Here is a 25,354-nt window from a genome sequence, read left to right on the forward strand (position 1 = left end):
TTATGTCCTTATAAAAATGACAGCCAGTCAATCGCTTGACTGGCTTGGCATTTGATTACTGAAAAAGATCCTCGTTCGGCGAATCTTTAAAAAGATCGCTGTTATCTGTTTGCTCACTCACATATTCAGTCGGTTCAGTCCCCGCAGTAAAATACTCAAAACGGCTGGTGTAATCGGTTTTATGGGTAAGCTTGCCAGTGGCGCGATCAATACGCACAGACACTATGCCAGCAGGTGGCTGACTTGCCTTTTCTGGCACGCCTTCTAGTGCATGTTTCATAAAATCATTCCACGCCGGGCCTGCGGTTTTTGCGCCAGCTTCAGCGCCAGAAATTTGATCCGCAGGACCGGTTGGATCCCACGCTGTGCGACCTAATTGCCGTCCATGATCATCAAAACCAACCCAGATAGTGGTAGCCATACCAGGACCAAAACCACTGAACCAAGTGTCTCTTGATTCGTTGGTAGTACCTGTTTTACCTGCAATATCATGGCGTTTAATGGTTTTGGCAGCGCGCCACGCTGTGCCACTCCAACCAGTTTTATGGCTCCAATTACCACCACCCCAAATAACGCTTTTAAGTGCCTCTGAAATTAAGAAGGCCGTTGGCTCGGAAATAATCTGCGTGGCATGGCGAGCATCAGGGCTGTGGCAGCGCGCCAATGGATTACTTTGCTCTTGCGCTTGGGCAAGTGTCATAGCGCTGTCTTGCTCAGTTAGTGTTGCGTTAGCTGTATCCTCTGCGTTATCTGTGAGCATGTCAGATGCCAGAGAGTCAGCAGTCTTGAGTTCAGTACCTGCCGCCGGTGCGCAGGCTAAGGTTGGGTTAGAATGCTCTAACACTTCACCTGTGGCTGATAGCACTTTATCAATGAAGTAAGGTTCAACCAGATAGCCACCATTATCAAAACTTGCAAACGCTGTGGCGACTTGCAGCGGCGTGACCGATGGCGAGCCTAAGGCAATGGATTCATTGCGTGGTAAATCGGCAGGGTTAAAGCCAAATTCAGTAAGCTTTTTAATAGTGTTATCTAAGCCCACATGACGCATGGTACGCACCGACATCACGTTGATGGACTGAGCTAAACCTATGCGTAAACGAGTCGGTCCGCCATAAACATCAGGCGAATTCTTTGGCCGCCAAGCAATACCTTGGCGAATATCAGGCTCATTAATGGGCGCGTTATTGATAAGGGTCGCTAAGGTATAACCTTGTTCTAATGCCGCGGCATAGATAAAGGGTTTGATGTTGGAACCCAGCTGACGTTTAGCTTGAGTGACGCGGTTATATTGGCTGTGCTTAAAGTCAAAGCCGCCCATCAAGGTTAAAATGGCGCCATCATCAGGTCGCAAGGTTACTATCGCACTTGAAACTTCAGGCACTTGCGATAACTGCCAAGCATCATCTTTTTGGCGGATCCACACTTGTTGACCGACAGCTAAAATATCGGCGCTAGTTTTAGGTGGCTTGCCTTGGCGTTGATCGTTAATAAAGCTACGCGCCCAGCTTAATCCCTGCCAAGGCAAGGTAAGTTGCTTACCAGAGACAGTTAATACGGTTGCAGTCTTGCCATCTAAAGCAATCACAGCAGCAGGTATTAGGTCGGGCAACGCTTCTGTGCGCTTTAAAGTATCAATAATGGCTTGTTCGCTTGGCGAGGCTTCATCTGGCGCCCATAACACTGCCGTTGGACCGCGGTAACCATGACGCTCATCATAAGTGAACACGTTATTGCGCAAGGCTTGTTGCGCCATCAACTGTAGCTTGGAGTCTATGGTGGTATAGACATCAAAACCGCTAGTGTAAGCTTGCTCTTCACCGTATTTCTGCACCATATAGTCTCTGACCATTTCAGACACATAAGGAGCATATAAGTCGATTTCGGCGCCATGGTATTTAGACACCACAGGTTGCGCTATGGCCTCTTCATATTCAGCTTTGGTGATATAGCCGACTTCTAGCATTCGCCCCAGTACCACATTACGGCGATTAAGCGCACGAGTAGGTGAGGTGATAGGGTTCATGGATGATGGTGCTTTAGGCAGTCCAGCAATCAAGGCTTGTTGGGCTAAATCCAATTCAGACAGATTTTTACCAAAATAGACTTGCGACGCAGCGCCCACGCCATAGGCACGCTGGCCTAAATAAATGCGATTAAGGTAAAGAGATAAAATTTCATCTTTAGTCAGCAACTGCTCAATGTGCAGTGAGATAAAAATTTCTTTCACTTTACGGATATAGGTTTTATCGCTACTTAAAAAGAAGTTACGCGCAACCTGCATAGTAATGGTACTGGCGCCTTGTTTCTTCTCACCCGTGGTCACTAACACTACGGCCGCGCGGATAATACCCACGGGATCTATGCCTTGGTGTTCATAAAAACGTGCATCTTCTGTAGCCAGTACAGCTTCAATTAAGTGCTTAGGCACTTGATTTAATTCAACTGGGATGCGGCGTTTCTCGCCAAATTGCGAAATAAGTTTGCCGTCACGGCTGTAAACCCGCAGTGGGGTTTGTAATTGCACCGTTTTTAAGGTGGCAACATCAGGTAAATCCGGCAGTACGTAATAGTAAGCCGCCATAATGGCTGCAATCCCCAGTAATGCCAGACTAAAAAATGCTATTAATACGCGTTTAAACCATTTCACCTAAAGTACCTGAGCCGCTATTTTAACTTGTTAGTATATAAGCCTTGTTCATTTCCGAGAAGTATCTTCAGCTTCTGCAAACTTCTTGGTTAAAACCTATGTGCAGATGTGTTTGTTGGCTTATAAATTGTTGTTTTTATGCTAACATGTTTTTGTGTATATAAAAATGGCAAGGAAATATGCTTTCAAAACTATGGAAGCGCCAAGCACCTCAAATGGTCGGGATTGATATCGGCTCTTATGAGGTTAAGGCGATATTGTTAGGGAAAACTCCTGATGGTTTTTCAGTTCTCCATCATGTTGCTGTACCCATTAAAAAGGGTGCAGTAAATGATCATGATATTCGCGATCGCGAAGCTGTCGTTGAGTGCCTAAGACTCGTTAAGCTATCCTTGCCAAAAAGTATCAAATTTGCCGCCGTTGCCGTCTCTGGTTCTGCGGTAATGACGAAAGTCATTTATATGGATGCGTCCTTGAGCGAGCAAGAAATGGCTGCTCAAATTGATATCGAGGCTGAGAATTTAATTCCTTATTCACTCGATGAAGTCAGCATAGATTTTGAAACCTTAACCACTAATAACGTCGACCCATCTAAGGTGAATGTGTTATTAACCGCGTGCCGTTCTGAAAACGTGGACGGCCGAGTGGATGCACTCGATTTAGTTGGGCTTGAAGCTAAAGTGGTTGATGTTGAAGGTTATGCGCTTGGGCGGGCTCATCAATTAATTCTGGGGCAATTACCTGAGGGCGCAGATAAAAAAGCCATAGCTATGATTGATATTGGCGCGAATATCACAACGTTTGCCGTTGTCGATAATGGTGAAACTAGCTTTATTCGCGAACAAGCCTTTGGCGGTGAGCAATTCACACAATCGATTTTATCCTTCTACGGTATGAATTACGAACAAGCTGAACAAGCTAAGCTTCAAGGTGAACTACCTCGTAATTATATGTTTGAGGTGTTATCTCCGTTTCAAACTCAATTACTCCAGCAAATCAAACGTACCTTACAAATTTATTGCACTTCTAGTGGCCGCGATAAAGTTGATTATATCGTGCTTAGCGGCGGCACTGCCGCTTTAGAAGGCATGACTAATTTACTGACGGCTGAGTTTAGTATTACGTGTATATTGGCCAATCCTTTTCAGGGGTGTTTGTATGCCGATGAAGCAATAAAAGCCAGACTGCAACCTGAAATCAATAAATATATGGTTGCTTGTGGTTTAGCCTTAAGGAGTTACGGCCAGTGGCGAACATAAATTTATTGCCTTGGCGTGAAGAGGCAAGAGATAAGCAAAAAAAGGATTACTTAGGCGCTCTAGCATTAGTGTTTCTCGCGTCGGGCTTAGTTGTGTATTTAACCTTAATGTTCATTGATTTTATGCATACTAAACAAGAAGCCAGAAATGCCTATTTAGCTCATGAAATTAGTTTGCTTGATAAACAAATTGCAGAGATAACTATCATTACTGAGCGTAAAAAAGATATTGAGCGGCGCACTGAGATTATTTTAGGGTTGCAAGCGTCGCGTAATTTACCTACTCATGTATTAGATGAGTTAGTGCGCTTAACGCCTGCTGGCATTTATTTATCTCGCATCGAAAAGAAAGGCAGCATGGTGTGGATAGAGGGGCGCAGTGAATCCAATAATAATGTCGCTAATATGATGCGTAAAGCGGAAACATCAGACTGGTTACACGAACCTACTATGCAGTCCATAGTTTCGAATGATGAAGAACTCAGGCAATTACATCAATTCCATCTCAATATTACGGTACAGCAAAAAAATGCATTAGCCACACAAGCTGCGCAGTCAACAGGTGGGGTTAGCAAATGAAATTTGATATTCAGCAATTTAACGATCTTGATTTTGAAAATGTTGGCGGCTGGTCATTTCAGGTAAAAGCCTTTTTTGCGACTGTATTAGTTGTCCTTGTCTGTTTTGGTGGTTATTTTCTTTTTATCTCTGATGCGCGCGAAAATCTTGCTCGGGTAGAACAACAAGAACTAGATCTGCGTGAAGATTTTAAAAATAAATATCGATTGGCCGCTAACCTTGTCTTATATCGAGAACAGCTTATTGTCATGGAAGAGCAATTTGCTGAATTACTACAAATGTTGCCTTCTAAAAATGAAATGCCAGGTTTGCTCGATGACTTAACTTTTGTGGCGACAGATTCAGGCTTAAAAATTAACAGTCTGAATTGGCAGCCGGAAGTTGAACTCGATTTCTATTTGGAGTTTCCCATCAACATGTCGGTGCGTGGTGATTATCATATGATGGGTAAGATGGCTGCCGGCGTGGCTAAATTGCCTCGGATTGTGAGCCTGCATGATTTTACTATCATTAAGCAGGAGTCTGGTGAGCTTGAAATGAATATTCAAGCTAAGACTTATCGCTTTAAAGAAGGGGCTGAATTGCCTCAAAATGCTAAAGGAGTCAAACCATGAAACCGTTAATAGTTGCGGTTATCTGTTGTGGTTTACTCGGGTGTTATGGGGATAAAAGCGATTTAGAGTCGTTTGTCACTACGACCAAGGCTCAACATGTCGCGCATATTCCGCCCTTAAAAGAACCGCCTAAATTTGAGCACTTTGAATATCAAGCTGAGTTGATGCGCAGCCCATTTGTGCCGCCGTCACGCGAACTCACCGAAGAGGTTGTTGATTCATCGAAAGACTGTATACAACCGGATATACGACGACGTAAAGAAAGATTAGAAACCTACCCACTCGATAACCTTAAGATGCGTGGTAGCCTTAAGGATAAAGATAAAGTTTGGGCATTAATTCAAACCAATGATAACAATGTATATCGCATGGGCGTTGGTGAATATTTAGGGTTATTCCACGGCAAAATTGCCAATATCACCCCTTTAAATGTGGAAATTTTAGAATTAATTCCGGATGGCACTGGTTGTTGGACTGTACGCAGCAGCAACATGGAACTTACCGGTAAATAACCTGGGAAGGATGAATAAATAATGGATGCAGTTGTCAATCGCGCGCGCTTATTAAAGTGTGATACCAGGGCCATGATAGGTTTGGGTTTATGGCTAGGAGCCATCCCCATGGCGATGGCAGCTAATCAACTGATAGATATTAAATACCATGGGCTCGCTGGGCAGCAGTTAACCATGGAATTAGTGTTTAGTGAGCCCATTATTCAAGCGCCAGTGTTAGCCATAGCCAACGACCCATCAGGATTATTGCTTAATTTTGCTGATGCGAATTCAGGCCTAGCGACTTCGACAGTCACCATTAATAAAAATGGGGTCGAAGGAGTTGAAACTCAGCAACTGGCTCAAGATTTACAAGTTAAATTACTGATGAACAGCATTTTGCCATATCAAGGCGAAACCATAGGTAATAGCTATAAATTAACCCTCAATGACAATCAGGCTGATGCTAATTCACCAGGTACCAGTCAATTTATTAATGGTGTTAAAAATCTAGATTTTCGTCGTAATGCGCAAGGTGGTGGCGAATTATTAGTCTATTTTGATAATGATCAAATCGCGGCAGATGTTGAGCAAGTTGGGGCTAAAATCGAACTTAAGTTCTTTAATACCAAAATCCAAAATGATTCCTTGTATGTGATGGATGTGCAAGATTTCGCCACCCCAGTCACTAGCTTTGAAACTTTCAGTGATGAATTAACGTCGCGAGTGTTGGTCGATGTAAAAGGCAATTACGCTTTTACTCATAAGCAAAGTGGCAACTTGTTTACGCTTGATATTAATCAGGTCAATCAGGTCGCTGCGGCGGATGCTAAGAAAGAATATAAAGGTAAAAACCTGTCACTGGATTTTCAAAGCATTCCAGTAAGAACCGTGTTACAGATTATTGCTGATTATAATAATTTCAATTTAGTCACCAGCGATACGGTAGAAGGGGATATTACTTTACGATTAGATGATGTGCCTTGGGATCAAGCATTAGAGTTAATTCTAAAAACCAAAGGGCTTGATAAGCGCATTGATGGCAATATTCTGATGGTGGCCCCCGCAGAAGAATTGGCTATCCGTGAATCGCAGAATCTTAAAAATAAGCAAGAAGTGGAGGAGTTAGCTCCTTTATATTCAGAGTATTTACAGATTAATTATGCCAAAGCTTCAGACATTTCACAGTTACTTAAAGGCAGTGATTCCAGCTTATTAACCACCCGCGGTAGTGTGGCGGTGGATGAGCGCACTAATACTTTATTAGTGAAAGATACCGCAGAATCATTAGCTAATATTGCCAGATTAGTTGAAGTTTTAGATATCCCAATTCGTCAGGTGCTGATTGAATCGCGTATGGTGACGGTAAAAGATAACGTCTCTGAAGATCTCGGAATTCGTTGGGGTATTTCTGATAAACAAGGTGATAAAGGTACTTCGGGTACGCTCGAAGGCGCGCAGGATATAGTTAACGGTAAAGTGCCTTCGATCAATGATCGTCTAAACCTGAACTTACCATCGGCCGCGGCAAACTCGGCTAGTATTGCCTTTCATATTGCCAAGCTTGCTGATGGCACCATTTTAGATTTGGAATTAAGTGCGTTAGAGCAAGAAAACAAGGGTGAGATTATTGCAAGTCCTCGCTTAATGACCTCCAATCAAAAGGCGGCCTACATAGAGCAAGGGGTTGAAATTCCTTATGTAGAATCAACCTCGAGTGGCGCAACTTCAGTCACCTTTAAAAAGGCCGTGTTATCGCTGCGAGTAACGCCGCAGATCACTCCAGATAATCGGGTGATTTTGGATTTGGAAATTACCCAAGATTCGCAAGGTAAAACTGTAGATACACCAACCGGCCCCGCGGTAGCTATTGATACTCAAAGAATTGGTACCCAAGTTTTAGTCGATAATGGTGAAACTATAGTGTTGGGTGGGATTTATCAGCAAAACCTGATAAATCGAGTGAGTAAAGTGCCATTATTAGGTGATATTCCCTACCTTGGCTTAATGTTCCGTAACTCATCAGACCAAAATGAACGCCAGGAATTGCTTATTTTCGTGACCCCTAAAATTGTCACTGAGAAAATTTAATCTCTAAGGGTGGCAGTGCTTAGAGCGCTGTCACCGCGCGGTTTCCTGCTAGGTCAATAGGGTTAATAGTCGTTTTCCCTGATTATTCCGACAGCAATCACTTGCTTTGATAGGCCTTAAACTGAGATAATCTATGGTCAAGTCTCATATAGAGCAAGGTAACAATTCAAGGCCGGTTAACTCTGTTAGCTGGTGTAGGCACACTGATCATCAGATTCAGACGTAGAAGAAATGGCTGAAAAACGTAATATTTTTCTGGTAGGCCCAATGGGCGCAGGTAAGAGCACCATTGGTCGTCATCTGGCGCAAATGCTGCACTTGGAATTCCATGATTCAGACCACGAGATTGAGAAGCGCACAGGTGCTGATATCGCATGGGTATTTGATGTTGAAGGTGAAGAAGGTTTCCGTCAACGCGAGGCTCAGGTTGTTGCAGACCTGACTGAAATGCAAGGTATCGTTCTAGCAACAGGCGGCGGTTCTGTTCAGAGTAAAGATATCCGTAATTTTCTGTCTGCCCGCGGTATTGTGGTGTATTTAGAAACCACAATTGACAAGCAAGTCGCTCGCACTCAACGTGATAAGCGTCGTCCACTACTGCAAGTAGATGACCCAAGACAAGTTCTGGAAGAACTGGCAGAAATTCGTAATCCTTTATATGAAGAAATCGCCGACGTCATCGTTAAAACCGATGAACAAAGCGCTAAAGTGGTTGCGAATCAAATCATTGAGCAATTAGGATTCTAAGTGAACTATGCAGCAACTTCAGGTTGAATTAGATGAACGCAGTTATCCAATTTATATAGGCCAGAAGTTGTTGAATGATAGTGAGATTTTGTCTCGCTATTCACTTAACAAAACCGTTCTTATTGTCACAAATGACACCATAGCACCACTTTTCCTTGCAAAGCTTACCCAAGCCTTGCAGGGATTGAGTGGTGCCATTTATTCTCATATTTTGCCTGATGGCGAAGTATTCAAAACCCTATCTCAGCTTGAAGGTATCTTTGCGACAGCATTGGAACATACCTTAGGTCGAGATTGTGTGTTCGTTGCCTTAGGTGGCGGCGTAATTGGTGATATGACAGGCTTTGCTGCCGCATGTTACCAACGTGGCGTGGATTTTATACAAATACCTACCACTCTCCTTTCTCAAGTTGACTCCTCTGTTGGTGGTAAAACTGCTGTTAATCATGCCCTTGGCAAGAATATGATCGGTGCTTTTTATCAGCCTAAACAGGTGATTATTGACATCGACTGCTTGAATTCATTACCAAGTCGCGAATTTGCGGCCGGCATGGCTGAAGTCATCAAGTACGGCATCATGTGGGATGGCCATTTTTTTGATTATCTCGAGCAACATGCTGATGCCATCTTGGCTCTTGAACCATCTGCACTTACCACTGTAATTAAGCGCTGCTGTGAAATCAAAGCTCAAGTGGTTGGCGAGGATGAAACTGAGCATGGCGTGCGCGCCTTATTGAATTTAGGCCATACCTTTGGTCATGCTATCGAGTCTGAAATGGGCTATGGCAATTGGTTGCACGGTGAAGCTGTTGCAGCTGGCACAGTACTTGCTGCTAAAACTGCGCAGGCGTTAGGTTATATAGATGAGTCAAAGGTTTGGCGGATTTGTCAGCTGTTTACTCGTTTTAATTTGCCAATTGCGGCGCCTGAATCAATGAACTTTGATAGTTTTATCAAGCATATGCGGCGTGACAAAAAGGTGTTAGCGGGTAAGTTACGTTTGGTACTACCAACCGATATAGGTAGTGCTCAAATTGTCACTGGAGTTGAAGACTCCTTACTGGCTAAGGTCATAGATCGCCGCTAACTAAGGTGAGCTGTGGATCTATTTGCAACATCATTACTGCCATCTCAAGAATCGCTGTTACAGCGGTTACAGCATCTCGCGAGTTTTAATAGCCAGCTCTACTTATTGTGCGGCGTTGCTGGTGCGGGCAAAACTCAAATACTCACGGCCTTGGCTGAGCACTGCACTGGTAAACTCGTGTGGCTGTCTTGCCCTAAACACGCTAAACCCCAAGAAATCCGCCGTAAGCTGTTAGTGCAAATCTGTAGCGATAGCATATTTGATGATGAGCAATCGTTAGTGCATACCCTCGGCCGCCTTAAGAATCAACAACATCAAAGTTTTCATCTATTGATTGATGATGCCGATAATCTCAGCGCTGAGCTCTGGGCGGAATTACTGGTGTTAAGCCAGTTACAAGTCGCAGGCTTGCAATTAGCGTTTACCTTGTCTTGTCATCACGATTTTGCCAAGCATATGCTCGCGCAATTAACTCGCGCGCAGCAGTCCCAGTTAGTGTTACTGCAAATACCGCCTCTGTCCTTTGAAGAGCGAGTGGCGCTTTATCATATGTTAGCGAGCCGCTGTGAGGCTTTACCTCAAGTCACGCGGCAACAAATGCAGAATGAACTTAGCAAGCAAGCGGGCACGCCGAATGAAGTCGTTAGTTGGCTAAGCTTACAACTGCTACCTACGCCATCATCAGGTTTCAAGCGAGGCGCATTTATCTTGCCGGTCTTTGTGGTGATAGCAGCTGTGATGAGTGGTTATTGGTGGTTAGATCAGCAAACTAAACAGCTAACTTTGCCAGTGACTAATTTGGTTTCACTATCAGCTTCTGCAAGCATTTCTTCCTTCGCCGCCCCCTTAATCGCGAAAATAACTGCGCCATACGTGCTGGCTCATATCTATCCCGCTAAAGACAACAAGCCAGCATTTGCAGTTAACTATGTGGTGATGGATGGCAAAGACTTATCGCTTACACCTTTAACCATTACGCCTAAGTTGGCTCATGCTGAGCTTATCCAAGTCAAAGCGTTTCCAGTTAATGTGGTGTTAGTGCAGGGGGTGCCAGTAGCAACCGTGCAGCCTAAGGTTGTCCAAACTAAGGTTGTTCAAACTAAAGCCATTGATACCAAAGCTGTTCAAAATAAGCCTAGCGAACCTGAACTCATTAAGAGTGAAATATCACAGGCTTCGTTAGTCACGGCTAAATCTGATTCAATTAACATTGTTACGCTTGAGTCTGAGCCTAAGCCAGCAGTCACTATCAAAGAGCCTCAAATTAAAGCCATGAGTAAAGAGCGTGATCCTGTGGCTAGCAATGAGGTGCTAGCTCCGGTGCTTAAGGCAGAGCCTAGAGCCAATCAAAAATCCGAACCTGAGCTTAAGGAAACACTGCCTAGTGCAATACCTAAGCTTGGTTATACGCTGCAACTGGCCACATTAAATAATGCCGCATCGGCTAAAACGGTAATGCAGGGCTTATCGTCACCGCAAGTGGCATATCTAGTGGCTGAAAAGCAATGGCAGGTATTATTACTTGGACAATTTGACAGCTACAAACAAGCCTTGGCTTATGGCGATCAACTCGTTAAGCAATATGGCATAGCAAAACCTGGGGTTCGTTCGTGGAAAAATCTGCAAACCTTAGCCGTTAAGCCATTATAGGGCGGTGAAATTTACCAATAAACAGAGTACAATCGACACCTTCATTTTTTGGTATCCGTAGCTCAATGAAACAGAAACAACGTGCCTTCCTAAAATGGGCCGGGGGTAAATACAAGTTAGTTGACACCCTCCGTCAATATCTGCCAACAGGTAAACGTTTGGTAGAGCCTTTTGTGGGCGCAGGATCTGTGTTTCTGAATACCGATTATGACAGCTATTTGCTGTGCGATATCAACCAAGATTTGATCAACCTCTACGAGATAGTCAAACATAGCCCTGATGCTTACATCAAGGCGAGCAAGGCTTTATTTGTGCCTGAGATGAATCAAAAAGAAGCCTACTATCAAAACCGCTTAGCTTTTAATGCGAGCACGGACAGTTTTGAGCGCTCAGTGTTATTTTTGTATCTCAATCGCCATGGTTTTAATGGTTTATGCCGTTACAACCGTAAAGGTGGCTTTAATGTGCCTTTTGGCTCCTATAAAAAACCTTATTTCCCAGAAGCGGAATTGCGAGCCTTTGCGGTTAAAGCCCAGCGCGCTGAATTTAAATGTATTAGTTATCAGCAAGCTTTTAGCTTAGCTAAAAGTGGCGACGTGATTTATTGCGATCCGCCGTATGCGCCACTGTCATCCACCTCAAGTTTTACTACTTATGTGGGCGCGGGCTTTAGCTTAGACGACCAAGCCTTGCTGGCGCGTTTTTCACGCCATACGGCGATTGCTCGCAGTATTCCCGTAGTGATTAGTAATCATGATATAGCGCTGACGCGTGAGCTTTATCATGGCGCGCGCATGGGTAAAATTCAGGTGCAGCGCAACATTAGTCAAAATGGCGCCAGTCGCACTAAGGTTGATGAGTTAATTGCTTTATATGATGAGACTTATCATGGCGAGTTTGATATTAACGACAGCAAGTTGCCGCAAGTTAAGGCTTGATCGGCCTTTTAATGGCTAGCTTAAGCGTTTTTGAAGCTCTGCCGATTACGGCAATACCGATTGCACAATCAACAACAGAGCTATTACCAACAGTAGCGTTAATACAATTCCCGCGATGATAAATGGCAACGGGGAGTGCTCGGCAAAATCGGCTTGTCGCTGTTTGTCAGACTGCACCCCTAAAAACGCCGCTGCAGCACTTAACATGGCTTGCCAAAATTTACTCATGTTCTCGGGCTAGGCTTAATATCTTTATTGTCTGCAGGTGGGCTCACCTTAGTCATTAATTCAAGCAAATCAATAAAGTGAAACTGCATTGAGCGACTATTGCCCATGATCCACTGCATCCAACTTACAGGCTTGGCCACTAAGGCGCAGCGATTAAGCGGATGGCTACTGGGTAGGCTGGTATTGAGCTCAGTAGTAACACCATCGCAATGAGTCGTTGTGCTATCAGGTTTTAGAACATTCAGCGACAGTAGCGCAGTCAATGCGATAGCTACTGCTATAAATCCCTTGGCCATAATAGTGATTCCTTGCGGCAATGTTAAAAGTTAACGAATTATAACAAGTTTGCTTAAAAATTAAACTGTCACAAGGTGTTAATTAACACTTGGCGCCCATTTTTTATGCGTAGAATTGGTATTTGAACGAACTTGAGCGGTAGAATAACGGCTTTGCTACCCGACTTTTCGAGATAATAATATGCGCCCTTTCTTAATTGCTCCTTCGATTTTATCTGCTGACTTTGCCCGTTTAGGGGATGATGTTGCCGCTGTTTTAGCTGCGGGTGCCGATGTGGTTCATTTTGATGTTATGGATAATCACTATGTACCTAATCTGACCATTGGCCCTATGGTGTGCCAAGCGCTACGAGATTACGGTATTACGGCCGATATTGATGTGCATTTAATGGTTAAACCTGTCGATCGCATAGTCCCTGATTTTGCTAAAGCTGGCGCCTCAATTATTACGTTTCATCCAGAAGCCTCAGAGCATGTTGATCGCACCTTGCAGTTGATTAAAGAGTCGGGTTGTAAGGCCGGGTTAGTGTTTAATCCAGCAACGCCGCTGCATTATCTTGATCATGTAATGGATAAACTCGATGTCATCTTACTGATGTCAGTTAATCCGGGGTTTGGTGGGCAGTCATTTATTCCAGCGACCTTAGATAAGCTGCGCCAAGTGCGCGCACGTATTGATGCTAGCGGCTTTGATATTCGCCTTGAAGTGGATGGTGGCGTTAAAACCGATAATATTGCTGAGATAGCTGCGGCTGGCGCCGATATGTTTGTGGCGGGTTCAGCGATTTTCAGTCAACCAGATTACAAAACAGTGATCGATGCCATGCGCCAGCAATTGGCTAAGGTTGATGCCTGATGATAAATGCCAAAGCCATTCGCGCTGTTGCCTTTGATCTTGATGGCACTTTAGTTGATAGCGTGCCGGATTTATGTTTAGCGACGCAGGCCACACTTGCCGACTTAGGGCTTAAGACGTGTACAGAAAACCAAGTGCGCGCTTGGGTAGGCAATGGCGCTCATATGCTGATGCGCCGAGCCATGACACATGCGTTAGAGACTGAGGTTGATGAAGCTGAGCTCACTGCCGCTATGCCATTATTTATGCAGTATTATGAGCAGCACTTGCATGGTCGTAGCTTGCTTTATCCCGACGTGCTCGCAGTGTTAACGCGCCTAAAGCAATCAGGTTTACGCTTAGCCGTAGTCACCAATAAGCCTTATCGTTTTACCGTGCCATTATTGGCAAGTTTAGGTATTAGCGATTTATTTGAACTGGTATTAGGCGGGGATTCCCTTGCGGCGATGAAACCCGATCCTATGCCATTAAATCATCTATTAACTGAATGGTGCTTAAAGCCTGAGCAGTTATTAATGGTCGGTGATTCAAAAAATGACATTCTAGCGGCAAAAGCTGCCAATCTTGCCTCAATCGGCTTGACCTATGGCTACAACTACGGTGAAGATATTGGGCTCTGCGGCCCCGATGCCGTATATGATCAATTTTCAGAGATATTGACCTGGTTCCCCCAGGCATAATCAATAGCGGAGCGATGTTTCAATGACTAAACCCATAGTGCTAAGCGGTGCCCAGCCGTCAGGTGAATTAACCATAGGTAACTACATGGGCGCACTTCGTCAGTGGGTCGCCATGCAAGATAGCCATGACTGCCTATACTGCGTGGTTGATTTACATGCCATTACCGTTCGCCAAGAAGCCGCTAAATTAAGACAAGCTTGTCTTGATACCTTAGCCCTGTATCTAGCGTGCGGCGTTGATCCTAAGAAGAGCACTGTCTTTATTCAATCGCAAGTACCACAGCATGCGCAGCTAGGCTGGATTTTAAATTGCTTTACCCAAATGGGTGAGCTTAATCGCATGACTCAGTTTAAAGATAAGTCGCAAAAGCATGCCAACAACATTAACGTTGGCTTGTTTGGTTATCCTGTGCTGATGGCGGCCGATATCTTGTTATATCAAGCCAATGAAATTCCTGTGGGCCAAGATCAGAAGCAACATTTAGAGCTGACGCGCGATATCGCTAATCGCTTTAACAATGTCTATGGCGATACCTTTGTGGTGCCAGAGCCTTTCATTCCTGAGCATGGCGCCAAGGTAATGTCGCTGCAAGAGCCGCTAAAGAAGATGTCTAAGTCAGATGACAACCGCAATAACGTCATTGGCTTGCTTGAAGACCCAAAAACTGTGCTCAAGAAAATCAAGAAAGCCATGACTGACGGCGATGAGCCACCAGTCGTGCGTTATGACTTAGAAAATAAAGCGGGCGTTTCTAACCTGTTAAGTCTGATGTCTGGCGTAACGGGTGAATCCATTGCTAGCCTTGAAGCTCAGTTTGAAGGCAAGATGTATGGCCATCTTAAAGTGGCGACCGGTGAAGCCGTAGTCTCTATGTTAGAGCCGCTGCAGCAGCGTTACCATGAGTTCCGCAGCGATGAAGCGTATCTTAATGCTGTGATGAAAGATGGTGCTGAGCGCGCGCAAATCCGCGCCGCTAAGACCTTAAAAGACGTGTCTGAAAAGATAGGTTTGTTGGTGTAATTAAGTTTTACGCTAACCATAATGCCGGCTTATGCCGGCATTTTTATTGCGGTGTTAGCCAATTGCTGGTGTAGCCAAGAGCGGACTTTGGCTATGGCTGGATCGTCAGCGCGCTGACGGCGGCAGCAAAAGAGAAACTCAAATCCGGTATGAATATCAGGCCAAGGGAGGGCGATTAAGCGGCCTTGGGCTATGTCTTGCTCCACCATAAAATCTGACGCTAAGGCAATACCAAGACCAGATGCAGCCGCTTCAATTGCCAGTAATACGTGGCTAACCACCTGATGGGTAGCGTTATTATTTAAGGCGATATTATTGCGCTCGCACCAACGCGGCCAATCTAACCCCCAAGCATCTTCATCAACAATCAATAACATGTACTGCTGGAAATTTTCCAAGCTCATGGGCGAATGCGCTAACGCATAACTTGGACTGCACACAGGGATTAAGCGCTCTTGCAGTAGACACTCTTGATGATACCCCCGCGGCATTTTCTGACCGGTAATAAGCATGTCACCATCCAGCGTGGCTAAGTCTGGGTCGTGACTCACCATATTGAGTCGCAGCTTCACCTCAGGGTGACGGCGATTAAAATCCGATAAGCGTGGAATGAGCCATTTAACCGCAAATGAGCTGTAAACCACTAAGGTGAGCTCTTGGCTCGGGCTGTCGTGCGCTTGCTGGCATAGCGCTGCTAAGTCATTGAATCCTTGCTCTAGCCCTTGGGCTAATTGTGCGCCTTTAGGGGTTAATGTCAGTTGGCGGCGGCTGCGATCAAATAAATGGGTACCAAAATACTGCTCGAGCGAGCGAATTTGATGGGATACCGCGCTTTGGCTAATGCATAACTCATCACCCGCTTGCGAAAAATGTTGTAATCGAGCCGCAGCCTCGAAGACTTGCAAGGCGCGCAGTGGTGGCAGTTTTCTCATGTAAATTTCATCTATTTAGTACCCATCATGAATTTAACTCATGAGTTGATAAAAAACATCATTTTTAGCCGCAAGCTGCGCTCGCTATCATGGGCACCTTTCCTTTTTAGAGCCATGGTCATGAAAAACAAGGTTGTTTTTGGTTTGCTCTTACTAGTTGCAGGCAATCTTTTTAGCGCGTTGTACGACGTTAGTATTAAGTGGTTGCCTACCGACACTAATGCCACCACTTTTCTATTAGTTAGGCAATTAACCTCAATCCTGATGTTGGTTCCTTTATGGTATTTGGTGGGTAAGCCTAAGCCGCAGGCGTGGCGCATACATTTCTTTCGCGCCAACATTGGTGCGTTAGGGGCGCTGGGCTTAGTGATAGGTATCATGGCCTTGCCATTAGCGAGCGTCAGCGCGCTTTTTTATACTGCGCCGTTAATGATTATGGTGCTTGGTTATATCTTCTTAAAAGAGCGCGTGACTATAGGGCAATGGATTTGTGCGTTACTGGGTATGCTGGGCGTGCTGTTGATCTTAAAACCGGGCGCCATGGCGATTGCCGGTGTCGCGGTATTATTCAGTGCCTTAACTTTTGCCATCTGTCAGTTAACCCTGCGTAAAGTGTCTTTTGATGACCATCCTATCATACCTATCATGCTGTATAACTTGCTGGCACTGCCGCTGGTTGCTGTCATGACATTGATTCAGGGCATTGAAGGCTTAAGCTGGCAGTTACTTATGGTGGCGCTCGTCAGTAATGTTTGCTTGATGGTGTATCACTGGTTTTGTGTGCTCGCTTATCGGCAAGCGCAGGCGGGGGAAATTGCCATTGCTGAATATTCAGGGCTGATATTTATCGTGTTCTTTGGTTGGTTATTGTTTGATGAATGGTTAGATAACTTAGCTTGGCTGGGCGCGGCTATGGTAGTTTTGCCCTCTTTATTACTGCCGCAATGGCAAAAATTGCAGCAGTTACTTAATAAAAAGTTAAATAGAAATCTTAAGATTGCTCAGGATATTCAAAAACTTTAATCACTTTACGTACGCCCGCAGTATTGCGCGCTACTTCAACAGCAAGCTCAGCTTGCTGCTTGGAGACTAAACCCAGCAAATAGACTTCACCATTTTCGGTGAGCACCTTGATGCGGCTGGTATCTAGCCCTTTATGATTGAGCATTCGACCTTTGACCTTAGTGGTTATCCAAGTGTCATTGCTGCGAGTAGTAAAGGACGTGGGATTACCAATGCGAATTTGATTATGAATTTTGCCGCCAATCTTGAGGCTTTTCACCGTATCAATGGCTTTATCGCGCAGCATGGAATTGGGCGCTTGGCCAACCAGCAAGGTATTGCCATTGATCACAATGCCTGAAATATTGGTCTGAGCCTTTAAGTCTGGATGCTTAGCGAGGGCGCTGGCGATATCAAAATCGGCATTGGTATCGTCAAGCTGAGTGCGCAGGCTGCGTTCGTCATTAATGGCGACAGCGCCGCCCACAGCGCCCACCATCACCACTCCGGCGCAGCCGGAGAGGATTGGCACTAACAAGATTAAAGGCAGCAGCCTTCTCACGCTTGCTCGTCCTGTGGAAACAGGGTGTGGTCAATGTTGTCACATAAGCAGTGGATCACTAATAAGTGCACTTCTTGGATGCGGGCAGTAACATTTGATGGCACGCGGATTTCTACGTCATTGCCACCTAATAAACCGGCCATAGCGCCGCCATCTTTACCGGTTAACGCTACGATAGTCATGTCGCGGCTCAGGGCTGCTTCCATGGCTTTAATGACGTTGCTTGAGTTACCACTGGTTGAAATCGCCAGTAATATGTCACCTGGTTGACCCAAGGCTAAGATTTGCTTAGAGAAAATCTCGTCATAGCTGTAATCGTTGGCAATGGCCGTAATGGTTGAGGTGTCAGTTGACAGGGCGATAGCAGGTAATGGCGGACGCTCAATCTCATAACGGTTCAATAGCTCGGCAGAGAAATGCTGGGCATCACCTGCGCTACCACCATTACCACACGCCAGAATTTTATGGCCACCTAATAGGCAATGAACCATCATTTCAGCGGCCATAGCGATTGAATCTGGCAGAGCTTCTGCGGCATCAATTTTGGTTTGGATGGACTCAGTGAAACTGCCTTTGATACGTTCTAACATCAACTAAACCTTACTCATTCTTGGAGATCTTCAGTAGACACTGTCTACCTTTTAGCGATCGCTTAGGTTAAAAGGCATCTTTTAACCACTGATAATCTTGGTTGTCGATGGCTAATACATCGCAACGACAAGGTGCATCTATGTGCTTGAGCTGCAGATAATGACTGGCAGCTCGACGTAAACGTTGAATTTTTTGCGGACTCATCGCGGCTAACGCCCCACCGTATCCTTGGTGACTGCGGTATTTTACCTCGACAAACACCCAATAGTCATTGTCTCTCATTACGAGATCTAATTCACCAAAAGGGTAACGCACATTGCTGGCGACGAAAACCAGTCCTTGCGCTTGCAAATACTGACAAGCCAACTGTTCTGCCTCTGCGCCGCTTATTGTCATAGTGGAATTAAGCTACCTTGTTGATACTTCCCCCAGCTAAGGTGGCGAATTATCTTACCATCTGCCTGTACCGATAAGTTACCTGTTAGTCCTTGATATTGATAGCCTGAAAACGCGCGCATCTGCACTAACTTATCAACTAATGACAGCGAATCATACCCCATAGCAAATAAACGCTTTTGGCTATTTTGCCAACGAGGGAACAGGGCGCTCACAGCTTTAGTTTCTTCGGTGGGGGCAATCAGCCATGGAATGTCACTTACCCTTAAGTTATTAAACTCGATGGCATTTCTATCGCCTTCCAAGCGGCTGCGGCTGCTGGTGTATAAGGGCGCTGGCGTACTAAACACGCTGACATTCACATCAATAAAGGGTTTTAGCAAACTTAAATCATTGGGGCCAGAAATCATGTAAATAGCATCAACATCTTGGCGCGAACGGAAATCGGCTTCGACCTTAGTGCCCAGTAACTGCTTGATGCGGGCAATGCGCTCTTGGCTATCTTTAACGCCAAGGGCTTGCTGCACAGCTAATTTCATCTTATCACCCGCTTGGTAATAATGAATTTCGGCCTTGGTATGGCTTAATTGCTGCCAGGTTTGGGCAAAGCTTTCGGCCATGCGTTTACTGGTTGAATCATCACTAACCAGCACGAGCGGATGACGAATGCCGTTGTGATAGAGGCGATTTGCGCCGTCACTGGCTTCTTCTGATGGCGATAAGGCAAAGAAGTATTGATCCTTGCCACTGATTTGCTGTTCAGTGTGATTAAGGTAAAGCTGAGGAATACTGTGTTGCAAGCGGTTAACTTCATCCACAGAGTTTGGCAATAACGGCCCGATAATAAATTCAGCCTTGGCATTGACTGCTTGCTCATAAGCCGTGGTGGCGCTCACTGCCGTATCAAAAAACTTAAGGTTAATACCGCGCTCTGGCGCTGCTAAAAAGGCGGCCATTATGCCTTGTCTTACCGGGTCTGCCAGTGCTGCAAACTTGCCCGATAACGGCAGTAATACCGCTATGGTTTTAGGGTTGTAGGGCTGAGTATTCAGCGCACTTTGCAAATCTTGTGGCAACTTTTTAGCGGCAGGGTGCATAGGGTTGCGCTGCTGCCATTGGCCTAAATGGCGCACTAATTGATTAGGGTTAACGCCATAATGCTTGGCGATATAAGCAAGCTGTAACCAACCAGCAAACAGAGGGGCTTGATTAACTTGAGTTTGCGCCAATTGATCTAAGGGCAAGCTTTGCAATATTTGCCACAAGTTATTATTCACAGCTTCTGTGGTTTCGGCAGGAACATAGCGGCTGAGTTCAACTAAGGCTTGAGCTTGCTGAAATCCCTGACCCAACACGCCATAAATTTTAGCTTGTAACTGCCAGCGATTAGCTTGCTGCCAGTTCTGAAGTTGCCATTGGCTTGGGTAATTTAACAGTTCAAGGGCGGCGCGTTCTTGCCCCTGCAAATGTTGTGACCACGCGGTGAGGTAACGGTACTGAGCTTGCACTTGCGGCTGCGGGCTCAACTGCTTACCAATCGAGGTTAAAATTTTATCAGCCGCAGAATAATCGCCTTGTTGCAGGTAGGCTTGCGCTGCTAATAACAACAGTCGGTGTTTATTTTCGCTATGAGTGGCCAGTTGCGCCTGCGCTAAATACTCCTGCGCCGGCAAATTAGCTTCGGCTAAGGACACCAGTTTTTGTGGCTGTGATGGCTTAGGCGCCGATGATTGACTCGCGCAGCCCCCTAACGTTAAGGCAAACACAGTCAGACAAATAAGATGCGATCGATTTAGGCTTTTCAACACTTGGCGATACTCATGGTAAGATGCTGGCTTTAGTTTAACCTTGTCTCTGGCCCCGCGAAAGTATTGGATCAATATTGTGGGTCTGGCAGTTTGATTTCAGAGGTAAATATGACCCTAGCGGCCAATGCGGAATCGTCACTTAATCTTGCACTTTATATCGTGCCGACCCCGATAGGTAATCTTGCCGACATGAGTCAGCGCGCCCAAGAGGTGTTGCAACAGGTTGACTTAATCGCTTGTGAAGATACCCGCCATAGTGGCAAATTGTTAAGCCATTTTGGTATCAGTACTAAAACCATGGCGTTGCATGATCATAATGAACGCGCGCGCGCCCAGTATTTAGTGGACTTATTGAGTCAAGGTAAGCGTATCGCCTTGATTTCAGATGCGGGCACGCCGCTGATTTCAGATCCTGGTTATCACTTAGTGTCGCACGTGCGTAATGCAGGCTTCCCTGTGGTGCCGTTACCAGGGCCATGCGCTGCCATTACCGCTTTAAGCGCTTCAGGCTTACCTTCTGATCGTTTTAGTTTTGAAGGCTTTTTGCCATCAAAAGAAAAAGCGCGCATAGACAAGCTCACTATCTTAATGGAAGATCCGCGCACCTTGATTTTTTATGAGTCGCCGCATCGCATTGAATATAGTTTGCAGGCCATAGTGCAAGTGTTTGGCGCCGATCGCCAAATCGTGATGGCGCGTGAAGTCACTAAGACTTTTGAGACCTTCTTATGCGGCGCTGCTGAAGAAGTCTTAGCTAAAGTGATGTCAGACCCTAATCAGCAAAAGGGTGAAATCGTCTTGATGTGTCACGGTTTCTCCCAAGCCGATGACGAAGCTATTGCTGCGCCTGTGCTTGCGACTTTAAATTTGTTATGCACTGAATTGCCGCTTAAAAAAGCCGCTGCCTTGGCCGCGCAAATTCATAACGTTAAAAAGAATGCCCTGTATAAATACGGCTTAGAGGCGGGTTTATAAGCAGTTGGTTGGCTTTTGCCCTATGTAGGCGTAATAAGGGTTGGAGCATGTGAGTGCTTAGGCTATAATCGCCGCCGAGTTGGCCAGACAGTCGCTGCGTTCGTAAGAACGGGGAGGAAAGTCCGGGCTCCATAGAGCAGGGTGCCAGGTAACGCCTGGGCGGCGCAAGCCGACGACCAGTGCAACAGAGAGCAGACCGCCTGCCTGATTTATCAGGTCGGTAAGGGTGAAAGGGTGCGGTAAGAGCGCACCGCGCGGCTGGCAACAGTTCGTGGCATGGTAAACTCCACCCGGAGCAAGATCAAATAGGGTTCCACTGCTTACTTAGGTAAGTTAATGCGTGGCTCGCGTTGGAACCGGGTAGATTGCTTGAGCCGTTGAGCGATTAACGGCCTAGATGAATGACTGTCCAAGACAGGACCCGGCTTATCGGCCAACTCACCTCATTCAATAAAAAAGCCTCACAGCAATGTGAGGCTTTTTTGTTTTCTAACATTTTATTTTCTCAATATTTTTGCCTGTCATTGATTGTTCAGTCGTTTAAAACCGGTTTTTCACTTGAAAACGCCACTCCCAACTACTGACATTGGGGCCTGTGGTGATCGGCACTGAAATATCTATATGAGCGACGTTGCCATAGCTGGAACGCGATGAATACAAGCGAGCGCCAACACCGACACTTCCTATGGGGCCGGTAATGGCATTGTTGCTATCATCGCCGCCAAAGGCTTGACCTATGTCGGCAAATGCTGTCCAGCCAAGTTCAGCAAATTGATAGAGATTGATATTGGGGTAATGTCGCAGCTCTGTGGTAAACAGCCATTGATGGTCGCCATATTGATAATCGTTGGCATAACCGCGCAGCCCGGTATTGTCGCCAAGGGCGCTTGGCATATCTAATGGCAAGTGTTGGCTAGTGCTTAAGGCTAACCTGTTAAAGCTGGTCCATTTCGGATTGATGTTGTAATAATATTCACCGCTCATTTGCGCCCAATAATAATCTTCTATGCCGGTATTGAGCACGGCCTTGGCGCTAATTTGGGCAAGAACTAAGTGATTATCGCGCTCAAACCCCATGCTAGTTAAGCCTTTGATATGGTAGCCAGGCGCTGAGCTGCGGCGATCGCGAGTTTCTAACCCCACTTGCAGGTAGTGATAAAAGCCTAAGTTAATATCTTCACTGTGATTGATGAAATTGACGTTATTAAGCACCTTAAATTCATCTTCAATGGACTCCCACGCGAGCCACGGATAAAGAAAGTCGCGGTCTTGGGGTAATGGTCCATCTGGGTATAAAAAGTTTGGATAAAACTGGTGTTGATCAGCCGTGACTCCAGCAATTATGCGCTGGGTATGGTGTTTATCGTAATGATATAACCAGCCGTAATCGGCGCTGTAAAACTGAGTGTCGTGCTGGAATTTATTAATATCAACGCCGTTTTGCTCTAGGGTGTCGATACGCACATCTTCTAAATATTCTACTTGATAGCTATGGCTGCCATCTAAGCTAAAAAAGGGTTTATTAAATAGCAGATGGCTGGCTTGGCCGTCGCTATTGTCATAAAAATCTAAGAGTAAGTTTGAGTGTGGGATCCAATTAATCGGAGCATTAACGGCTAACTTATAACCTGTGCGGTCTTGATCTGACTGATATTTAATATCTGTGCTTATGCCGGTACCTAACAAGTTGTCTTCTTTGATGCCAAAGGAAAGCTTATTTTCACCACTTGAGCGCCCTGCGCTAAAGGTGGGCAGCAGTGACCAGTTATCCCAAGTTTCGACCAATAAGTCTTGCTGGACACAAGGAGGATTATCGCCGCCAATCTTGTTGTCAGCGATTGTATTGGTTGGAGTGTTACCGCCCACAGTCGCACTTTTGCCAAGGGAGCCTTGAGTGGTTGCAAGATTACCTTTGGCAACCAGCGATACTTTGGCCTCGCGAATGTGGGGTTGGGCTCTGAGTAAACGCTCGGCTTCATTGATTTGTGCGGCGGTGACGGTTTGGCCTGCGCTAATACTGAGGTGGTTGGCGATGACACTAGGTAAGGTGTTGATATGCAGTGCATTGGCCCAGCGATGGATAAAAAAACTATCGTCTAAATTTTCGTCAAAAATGTCATTGCTTTGGATATGAATTTTATCAATCTTAACCACAGGCTCAGCTGCCGAGGCAGCGCCAAATTCACAGTCTTCTATCTCGGCCGAGATGGCCGTCAATGGTAGTGACATAGCAACTAGCACGACGAAATACTTGTCCACTTGACGGCTCCATGCTTAGCGGTAAGTTACATTTTAATAACATACGCATTCTGGTCTGCCGTCAAGTGAATTACTCAAGCTTTTATCCATTGCGATGAAAAAAGGCTTTTTATAACAGTAAGTAAAACTTATCGTCGGCTTGGCTGTTGGGCTACAAGGTGGATCTGGGGGGCACGGCTACATTGGCAAAAATCAGCCCAGCGATAAGCGACATAAAGATTAAGAATAACTGCGAGCCCACATTCACTTGGTTTAGGATCATCTCGCCAGAGACTAAAGAATTAAGGCCAATATAAGTTTTACTGCCGGGCACTAAAATCACTATGCCTTGAAGTAGCGCGATAGTCGCGGGTGCGTGCATCCAGCGACTATAGAGATTGGCATAAATGCCGACGGCCAAGGCGCCGACAAAAATACCGATAGATTCGCCTAAATACATACCGCCTAACATGGCAAATAAGAAGGCGATGATGCCCGCGCTAATGCCCCATGGCGCATCTTTCGGGCGAGCTTTAAACAGCACGACCAGTAAGCAGGAAAGAAATGGTACAGCGCTCCAAATTACCCAGCGCGCTAATGGTTCATCTGGAACTGTGGTTGGTGTGCCAAAAATCGCTTGAGCAATCATGATGCCAAGAAAGCCGCCGAAATAGAGCTTACACATCAGCATTAAGGCGTCCATGATGCGCGCTGTGCCTGAAATCAGGTCGCGCGCCGCTAATTCGGCTAAGCCTAAGGTCAAGGCTAAGCCCGGCACAAACACTATGATGCCAGAGAGAATAAGCACGGGAATATTGACCAAGGGATCGATAAAGGCAATGGTGGTGGCACCAAAGCCGCAAACAATGGCCGCTAACGGTTCAAGCATTTCGGTTAAGCGCGGCGATTTTTCTGACAGCTTCACTAACACAAACACCAAAAACCCCAGTAAGCATGACCAATAGACATCATGCCAACCAGTCGCTATTAACATGGCAAAGGCGGCTGGCGTCAGGGTATAAGCTATGCCTGTGACTAGGCTGTTGTAGTCAGATGGCCGCTTAATAATATCGCCAAGTCTTTCATTGGCTTCCATTAGGTCGCGCCTGCCATCGAGCACTTCATCCACGAGATCATCGCAGCGCGCCAAAGATCCTAAATCAAGATCGCCAGGTTTCACCCGCGCGACATGGTTATATTCCTGATCTTCGCCATGATTGAGCACGAATGTCATCGAGGTTGGGGAAATTAAAAAATAGCCTTCTAAGCCTAAATGGGCTGAGACACGACGTAAATGTGCTTCGAGGCGATAGGCTGGAGTGCCGTATTGATGCAAGGCTTTGCCTAATTTGATAATGAAACGGCGCTTTAAAGAGAACTCTATCGGATCCATGAATGTCGCATGTTAGCTAAAAGGCGAGCGGATTTTAGCGTGAAGCGCCTAAGTTGTTAACGTATTTATTTGAATTGTGAGTCATTTGCAGCATATTTAGCTTTGATTGAGTAGATGTTGCTCGCTGAGGCAGTGTTTCCTTGGTGATGGCATGTTTAGCGGGAAGCTTATGGCTGCGGTGATTATTAGAGGCATAGCACCAGTTAGCTGTTTTTTTAGTCGCTCCTTAATAACCTTGCCTGTTATAATGCGCGCCATTTTGGAGGCCGAG

General features: G+C 45.6%; 24 protein-coding genes and 1 other RNA gene. 15 read left to right on the forward strand and 10 right to left on the reverse strand.

Going from position 1 to position 25,354, the window contains the following annotated elements; genetic code table 11:
* Window positions 1-55 precede the first annotated feature (55 nt).
* Window positions 56-2,650 carry a PBP1A family penicillin-binding protein gene (locus tag FJQ87_RS03105; protein WP_140930484.1) on the reverse strand — a complete coding sequence of 865 codons (2,595 nt, stop codon included), beginning with the start codon at window positions 2,648-2,650 and terminating at the stop codon, window positions 56-58.
* A gap of 179 nt (window positions 2,651-2,829) precedes the next feature.
* Between FJQ87_RS03105 and FJQ87_RS03110 the strand changes: the two genes are divergently transcribed.
* From FJQ87_RS03110 to FJQ87_RS03150, 9 genes are all read left to right on the forward strand, one after another.
* Window positions 2,830-3,909: a pilus assembly protein PilM gene (locus FJQ87_RS03110; RefSeq protein ID WP_140930486.1), complete on the forward strand. Its 1,080-nt coding sequence runs from the start codon at window positions 2,830-2,832 to the stop codon at window positions 3,907-3,909.
* Complete coding sequence (locus FJQ87_RS03115; protein WP_140930488.1) at window positions 3,897-4,487, forward strand: PilN domain-containing protein; 591 nt, start codon at window positions 3,897-3,899, stop codon at window positions 4,485-4,487. The genes FJQ87_RS03110 and FJQ87_RS03115 overlap by 13 nt, the downstream gene beginning before the upstream one ends.
* Window positions 4,484-5,101, forward strand: coding sequence for a type 4a pilus biogenesis protein PilO (locus FJQ87_RS03120; protein ID WP_140930490.1), 618 nt, complete (start codon window positions 4,484-4,486; stop codon window positions 5,099-5,101). Before FJQ87_RS03115 ends, FJQ87_RS03120 begins: the two co-directional genes overlap by 4 nt.
* On the forward strand, window positions 5,098-5,613 hold the full coding sequence (locus tag FJQ87_RS03125; RefSeq protein WP_140930492.1) for a pilus assembly protein PilP: 516 nt from the start codon (window positions 5,098-5,100) through the stop codon (window positions 5,611-5,613). Before FJQ87_RS03120 ends, FJQ87_RS03125 begins: the two co-directional genes overlap by 4 nt.
* A gap of 21 nt (window positions 5,614-5,634) precedes the next feature.
* Window positions 5,635-7,683 carry a type IV pilus secretin PilQ family protein gene (locus tag FJQ87_RS03130; RefSeq protein WP_140930495.1) on the forward strand — a complete coding sequence of 683 codons (2,049 nt, stop codon included), beginning with the start codon at window positions 5,635-5,637 and terminating at the stop codon, window positions 7,681-7,683.
* A 231-nt stretch (window positions 7,684-7,914) separates the two neighbouring features.
* On the forward strand, window positions 7,915-8,430 hold the full coding sequence (aroK, locus tag FJQ87_RS03135) for a shikimate kinase AroK (RefSeq protein ID WP_140930497.1): 516 nt from the start codon (window positions 7,915-7,917) through the stop codon (window positions 8,428-8,430).
* Window positions 8,431-8,437: 7 nt separating this feature from the next.
* Complete coding sequence (gene aroB, locus FJQ87_RS03140) at window positions 8,438-9,517, forward strand: 3-dehydroquinate synthase (protein WP_140930499.1); 1,080 nt, start codon at window positions 8,438-8,440, stop codon at window positions 9,515-9,517.
* 12 nt (window positions 9,518-9,529) lie between these two features.
* Window positions 9,530-11,167 carry an AAA family ATPase gene (locus tag FJQ87_RS03145; RefSeq protein ID WP_140930501.1) on the forward strand — a complete coding sequence of 546 codons (1,638 nt, stop codon included), beginning with the start codon at window positions 9,530-9,532 and terminating at the stop codon, window positions 11,165-11,167.
* 65 nt (window positions 11,168-11,232) lie between these two features.
* Window positions 11,233-12,105, forward strand: coding sequence for a Dam family site-specific DNA-(adenine-N6)-methyltransferase (locus FJQ87_RS03150; RefSeq protein WP_140930503.1), 873 nt, complete (start codon window positions 11,233-11,235; stop codon window positions 12,103-12,105).
* 45 nt (window positions 12,106-12,150) lie between these two features.
* Here the strand turns inward: FJQ87_RS03150 and FJQ87_RS03155 are convergent, their stop codons facing one another.
* Window positions 12,151-12,333 (reverse strand): DUF2970 domain-containing protein, encoded by a 183-nt coding sequence (locus FJQ87_RS03155; RefSeq protein ID WP_140930505.1) that lies wholly within the window; start codon window positions 12,331-12,333, stop codon window positions 12,151-12,153.
* On the reverse strand, window positions 12,330-12,629 hold the full coding sequence (locus FJQ87_RS03160; RefSeq protein WP_140930507.1) for a hypothetical protein: 300 nt from the start codon (window positions 12,627-12,629) through the stop codon (window positions 12,330-12,332). The genes FJQ87_RS03155 and FJQ87_RS03160 overlap by 4 nt, the downstream gene beginning before the upstream one ends.
* 181 nt (window positions 12,630-12,810) lie before the next feature.
* On the opposite strand from FJQ87_RS03160, the gene rpe reads away from it, so the two are divergent.
* The 3 genes from rpe to trpS are packed head-to-tail and all read left to right on the forward strand — an operon-like array spanning window position 12,811 to window position 15,186.
* Complete coding sequence (rpe, locus tag FJQ87_RS03165; RefSeq protein ID WP_140930509.1) at window positions 12,811-13,485, forward strand: ribulose-phosphate 3-epimerase; 675 nt, start codon at window positions 12,811-12,813, stop codon at window positions 13,483-13,485.
* The gene (locus FJQ87_RS03170; protein WP_140930511.1) at window positions 13,485-14,165 is read left to right on the forward strand and encodes a phosphoglycolate phosphatase; all 681 of its coding nucleotides are present in this window, start codon (window positions 13,485-13,487) and stop codon (window positions 14,163-14,165) included. The genes rpe and FJQ87_RS03170 overlap by 1 nt, the downstream gene beginning before the upstream one ends.
* A gap of 22 nt (window positions 14,166-14,187) precedes the next feature.
* Window positions 14,188-15,186, forward strand: a complete 999-nt coding sequence (gene trpS, locus FJQ87_RS03175) for a tryptophan--tRNA ligase (RefSeq protein ID WP_140930512.1) — start codon at window positions 14,188-14,190, stop codon at window positions 15,184-15,186.
* A 29-nt stretch (window positions 15,187-15,215) separates the two neighbouring features.
* On the opposite strand, the gene FJQ87_RS03180 is transcribed toward trpS, so the two are convergent.
* Window positions 15,216-16,118 (reverse strand): LysR substrate-binding domain-containing protein, encoded by a 903-nt coding sequence (locus FJQ87_RS03180; RefSeq protein ID WP_140930514.1) that lies wholly within the window; start codon window positions 16,116-16,118, stop codon window positions 15,216-15,218.
* Between the two features lie 120 nt (window positions 16,119-16,238).
* Here FJQ87_RS03180 and FJQ87_RS03185 point away from each other — a divergent pair, with 120 nt between their 5' ends.
* On the forward strand, window positions 16,239-17,141 hold the full coding sequence (locus FJQ87_RS03185; RefSeq protein WP_140930516.1) for a DMT family transporter: 903 nt from the start codon (window positions 16,239-16,241) through the stop codon (window positions 17,139-17,141).
* On the opposite strand, the gene FJQ87_RS03190 is transcribed toward FJQ87_RS03185, so the two are convergent.
* The 4 genes from FJQ87_RS03190 to FJQ87_RS03205 form a co-directional block, all read right to left on the reverse strand.
* Window positions 17,110-17,682, reverse strand: a complete 573-nt coding sequence (locus FJQ87_RS03190) for a BON domain-containing protein (RefSeq protein ID WP_140930518.1) — start codon at window positions 17,680-17,682, stop codon at window positions 17,110-17,112. The genes FJQ87_RS03185 and FJQ87_RS03190 overlap by 32 nt on opposite strands.
* Window positions 17,679-18,272 carry a phosphoheptose isomerase gene (locus FJQ87_RS03195; protein ID WP_140930520.1) on the reverse strand — a complete coding sequence of 198 codons (594 nt, stop codon included), beginning with the start codon at window positions 18,270-18,272 and terminating at the stop codon, window positions 17,679-17,681. The genes FJQ87_RS03190 and FJQ87_RS03195 overlap by 4 nt, the downstream gene beginning before the upstream one ends.
* A 67-nt stretch (window positions 18,273-18,339) precedes the next feature.
* Complete coding sequence (locus FJQ87_RS03200) at window positions 18,340-18,669, reverse strand: YraN family protein (RefSeq protein ID WP_140930522.1); 330 nt, start codon at window positions 18,667-18,669, stop codon at window positions 18,340-18,342.
* Window positions 18,666-20,477, reverse strand: coding sequence for a penicillin-binding protein activator (locus FJQ87_RS03205; protein ID WP_140933968.1), 1,812 nt, complete (start codon window positions 20,475-20,477; stop codon window positions 18,666-18,668). Before FJQ87_RS03205 ends, FJQ87_RS03200 begins: the two co-directional genes overlap by 4 nt.
* A 108-nt stretch (window positions 20,478-20,585) precedes the next feature.
* Between FJQ87_RS03205 and rsmI the strand changes: the two genes are divergently transcribed.
* Together rsmI and rnpB are read left to right on the forward strand one after the other, a co-directional pair.
* Complete coding sequence (gene rsmI / locus FJQ87_RS03210; RefSeq protein ID WP_140930524.1) at window positions 20,586-21,452, forward strand: 16S rRNA (cytidine(1402)-2'-O)-methyltransferase; 867 nt, start codon at window positions 20,586-20,588, stop codon at window positions 21,450-21,452.
* A gap of 75 nt (window positions 21,453-21,527) precedes the next feature.
* Window positions 21,528-21,897, forward strand: an RNA gene (gene rnpB, locus FJQ87_RS03215) — RNase P RNA component class A.
* Between the two features lie 95 nt (window positions 21,898-21,992).
* On the opposite strand, the gene FJQ87_RS03220 is transcribed toward rnpB, so the two are convergent.
* Together FJQ87_RS03220 and FJQ87_RS03225 are read right to left on the reverse strand one after the other, a co-directional pair.
* Window positions 21,993-23,711: a hypothetical protein gene (locus FJQ87_RS03220; RefSeq protein WP_240778814.1), complete on the reverse strand. Its 1,719-nt coding sequence runs from the start codon at window positions 23,709-23,711 to the stop codon at window positions 21,993-21,995.
* A 151-nt stretch (window positions 23,712-23,862) separates the two neighbouring features.
* Window positions 23,863-25,083 (reverse strand): threonine/serine exporter family protein, encoded by a 1,221-nt coding sequence (locus FJQ87_RS03225; RefSeq protein ID WP_140930528.1) that lies wholly within the window; start codon window positions 25,081-25,083, stop codon window positions 23,863-23,865.
* Window positions 25,084-25,354: the final 271 nt, after the last annotated feature.

The sequence above is a fragment of the Shewanella sp. SNU WT4 genome, assembly GCF_006494715.1.
Classification (GTDB): Bacteria; Pseudomonadota; Gammaproteobacteria; order Enterobacterales; family Shewanellaceae; genus Shewanella.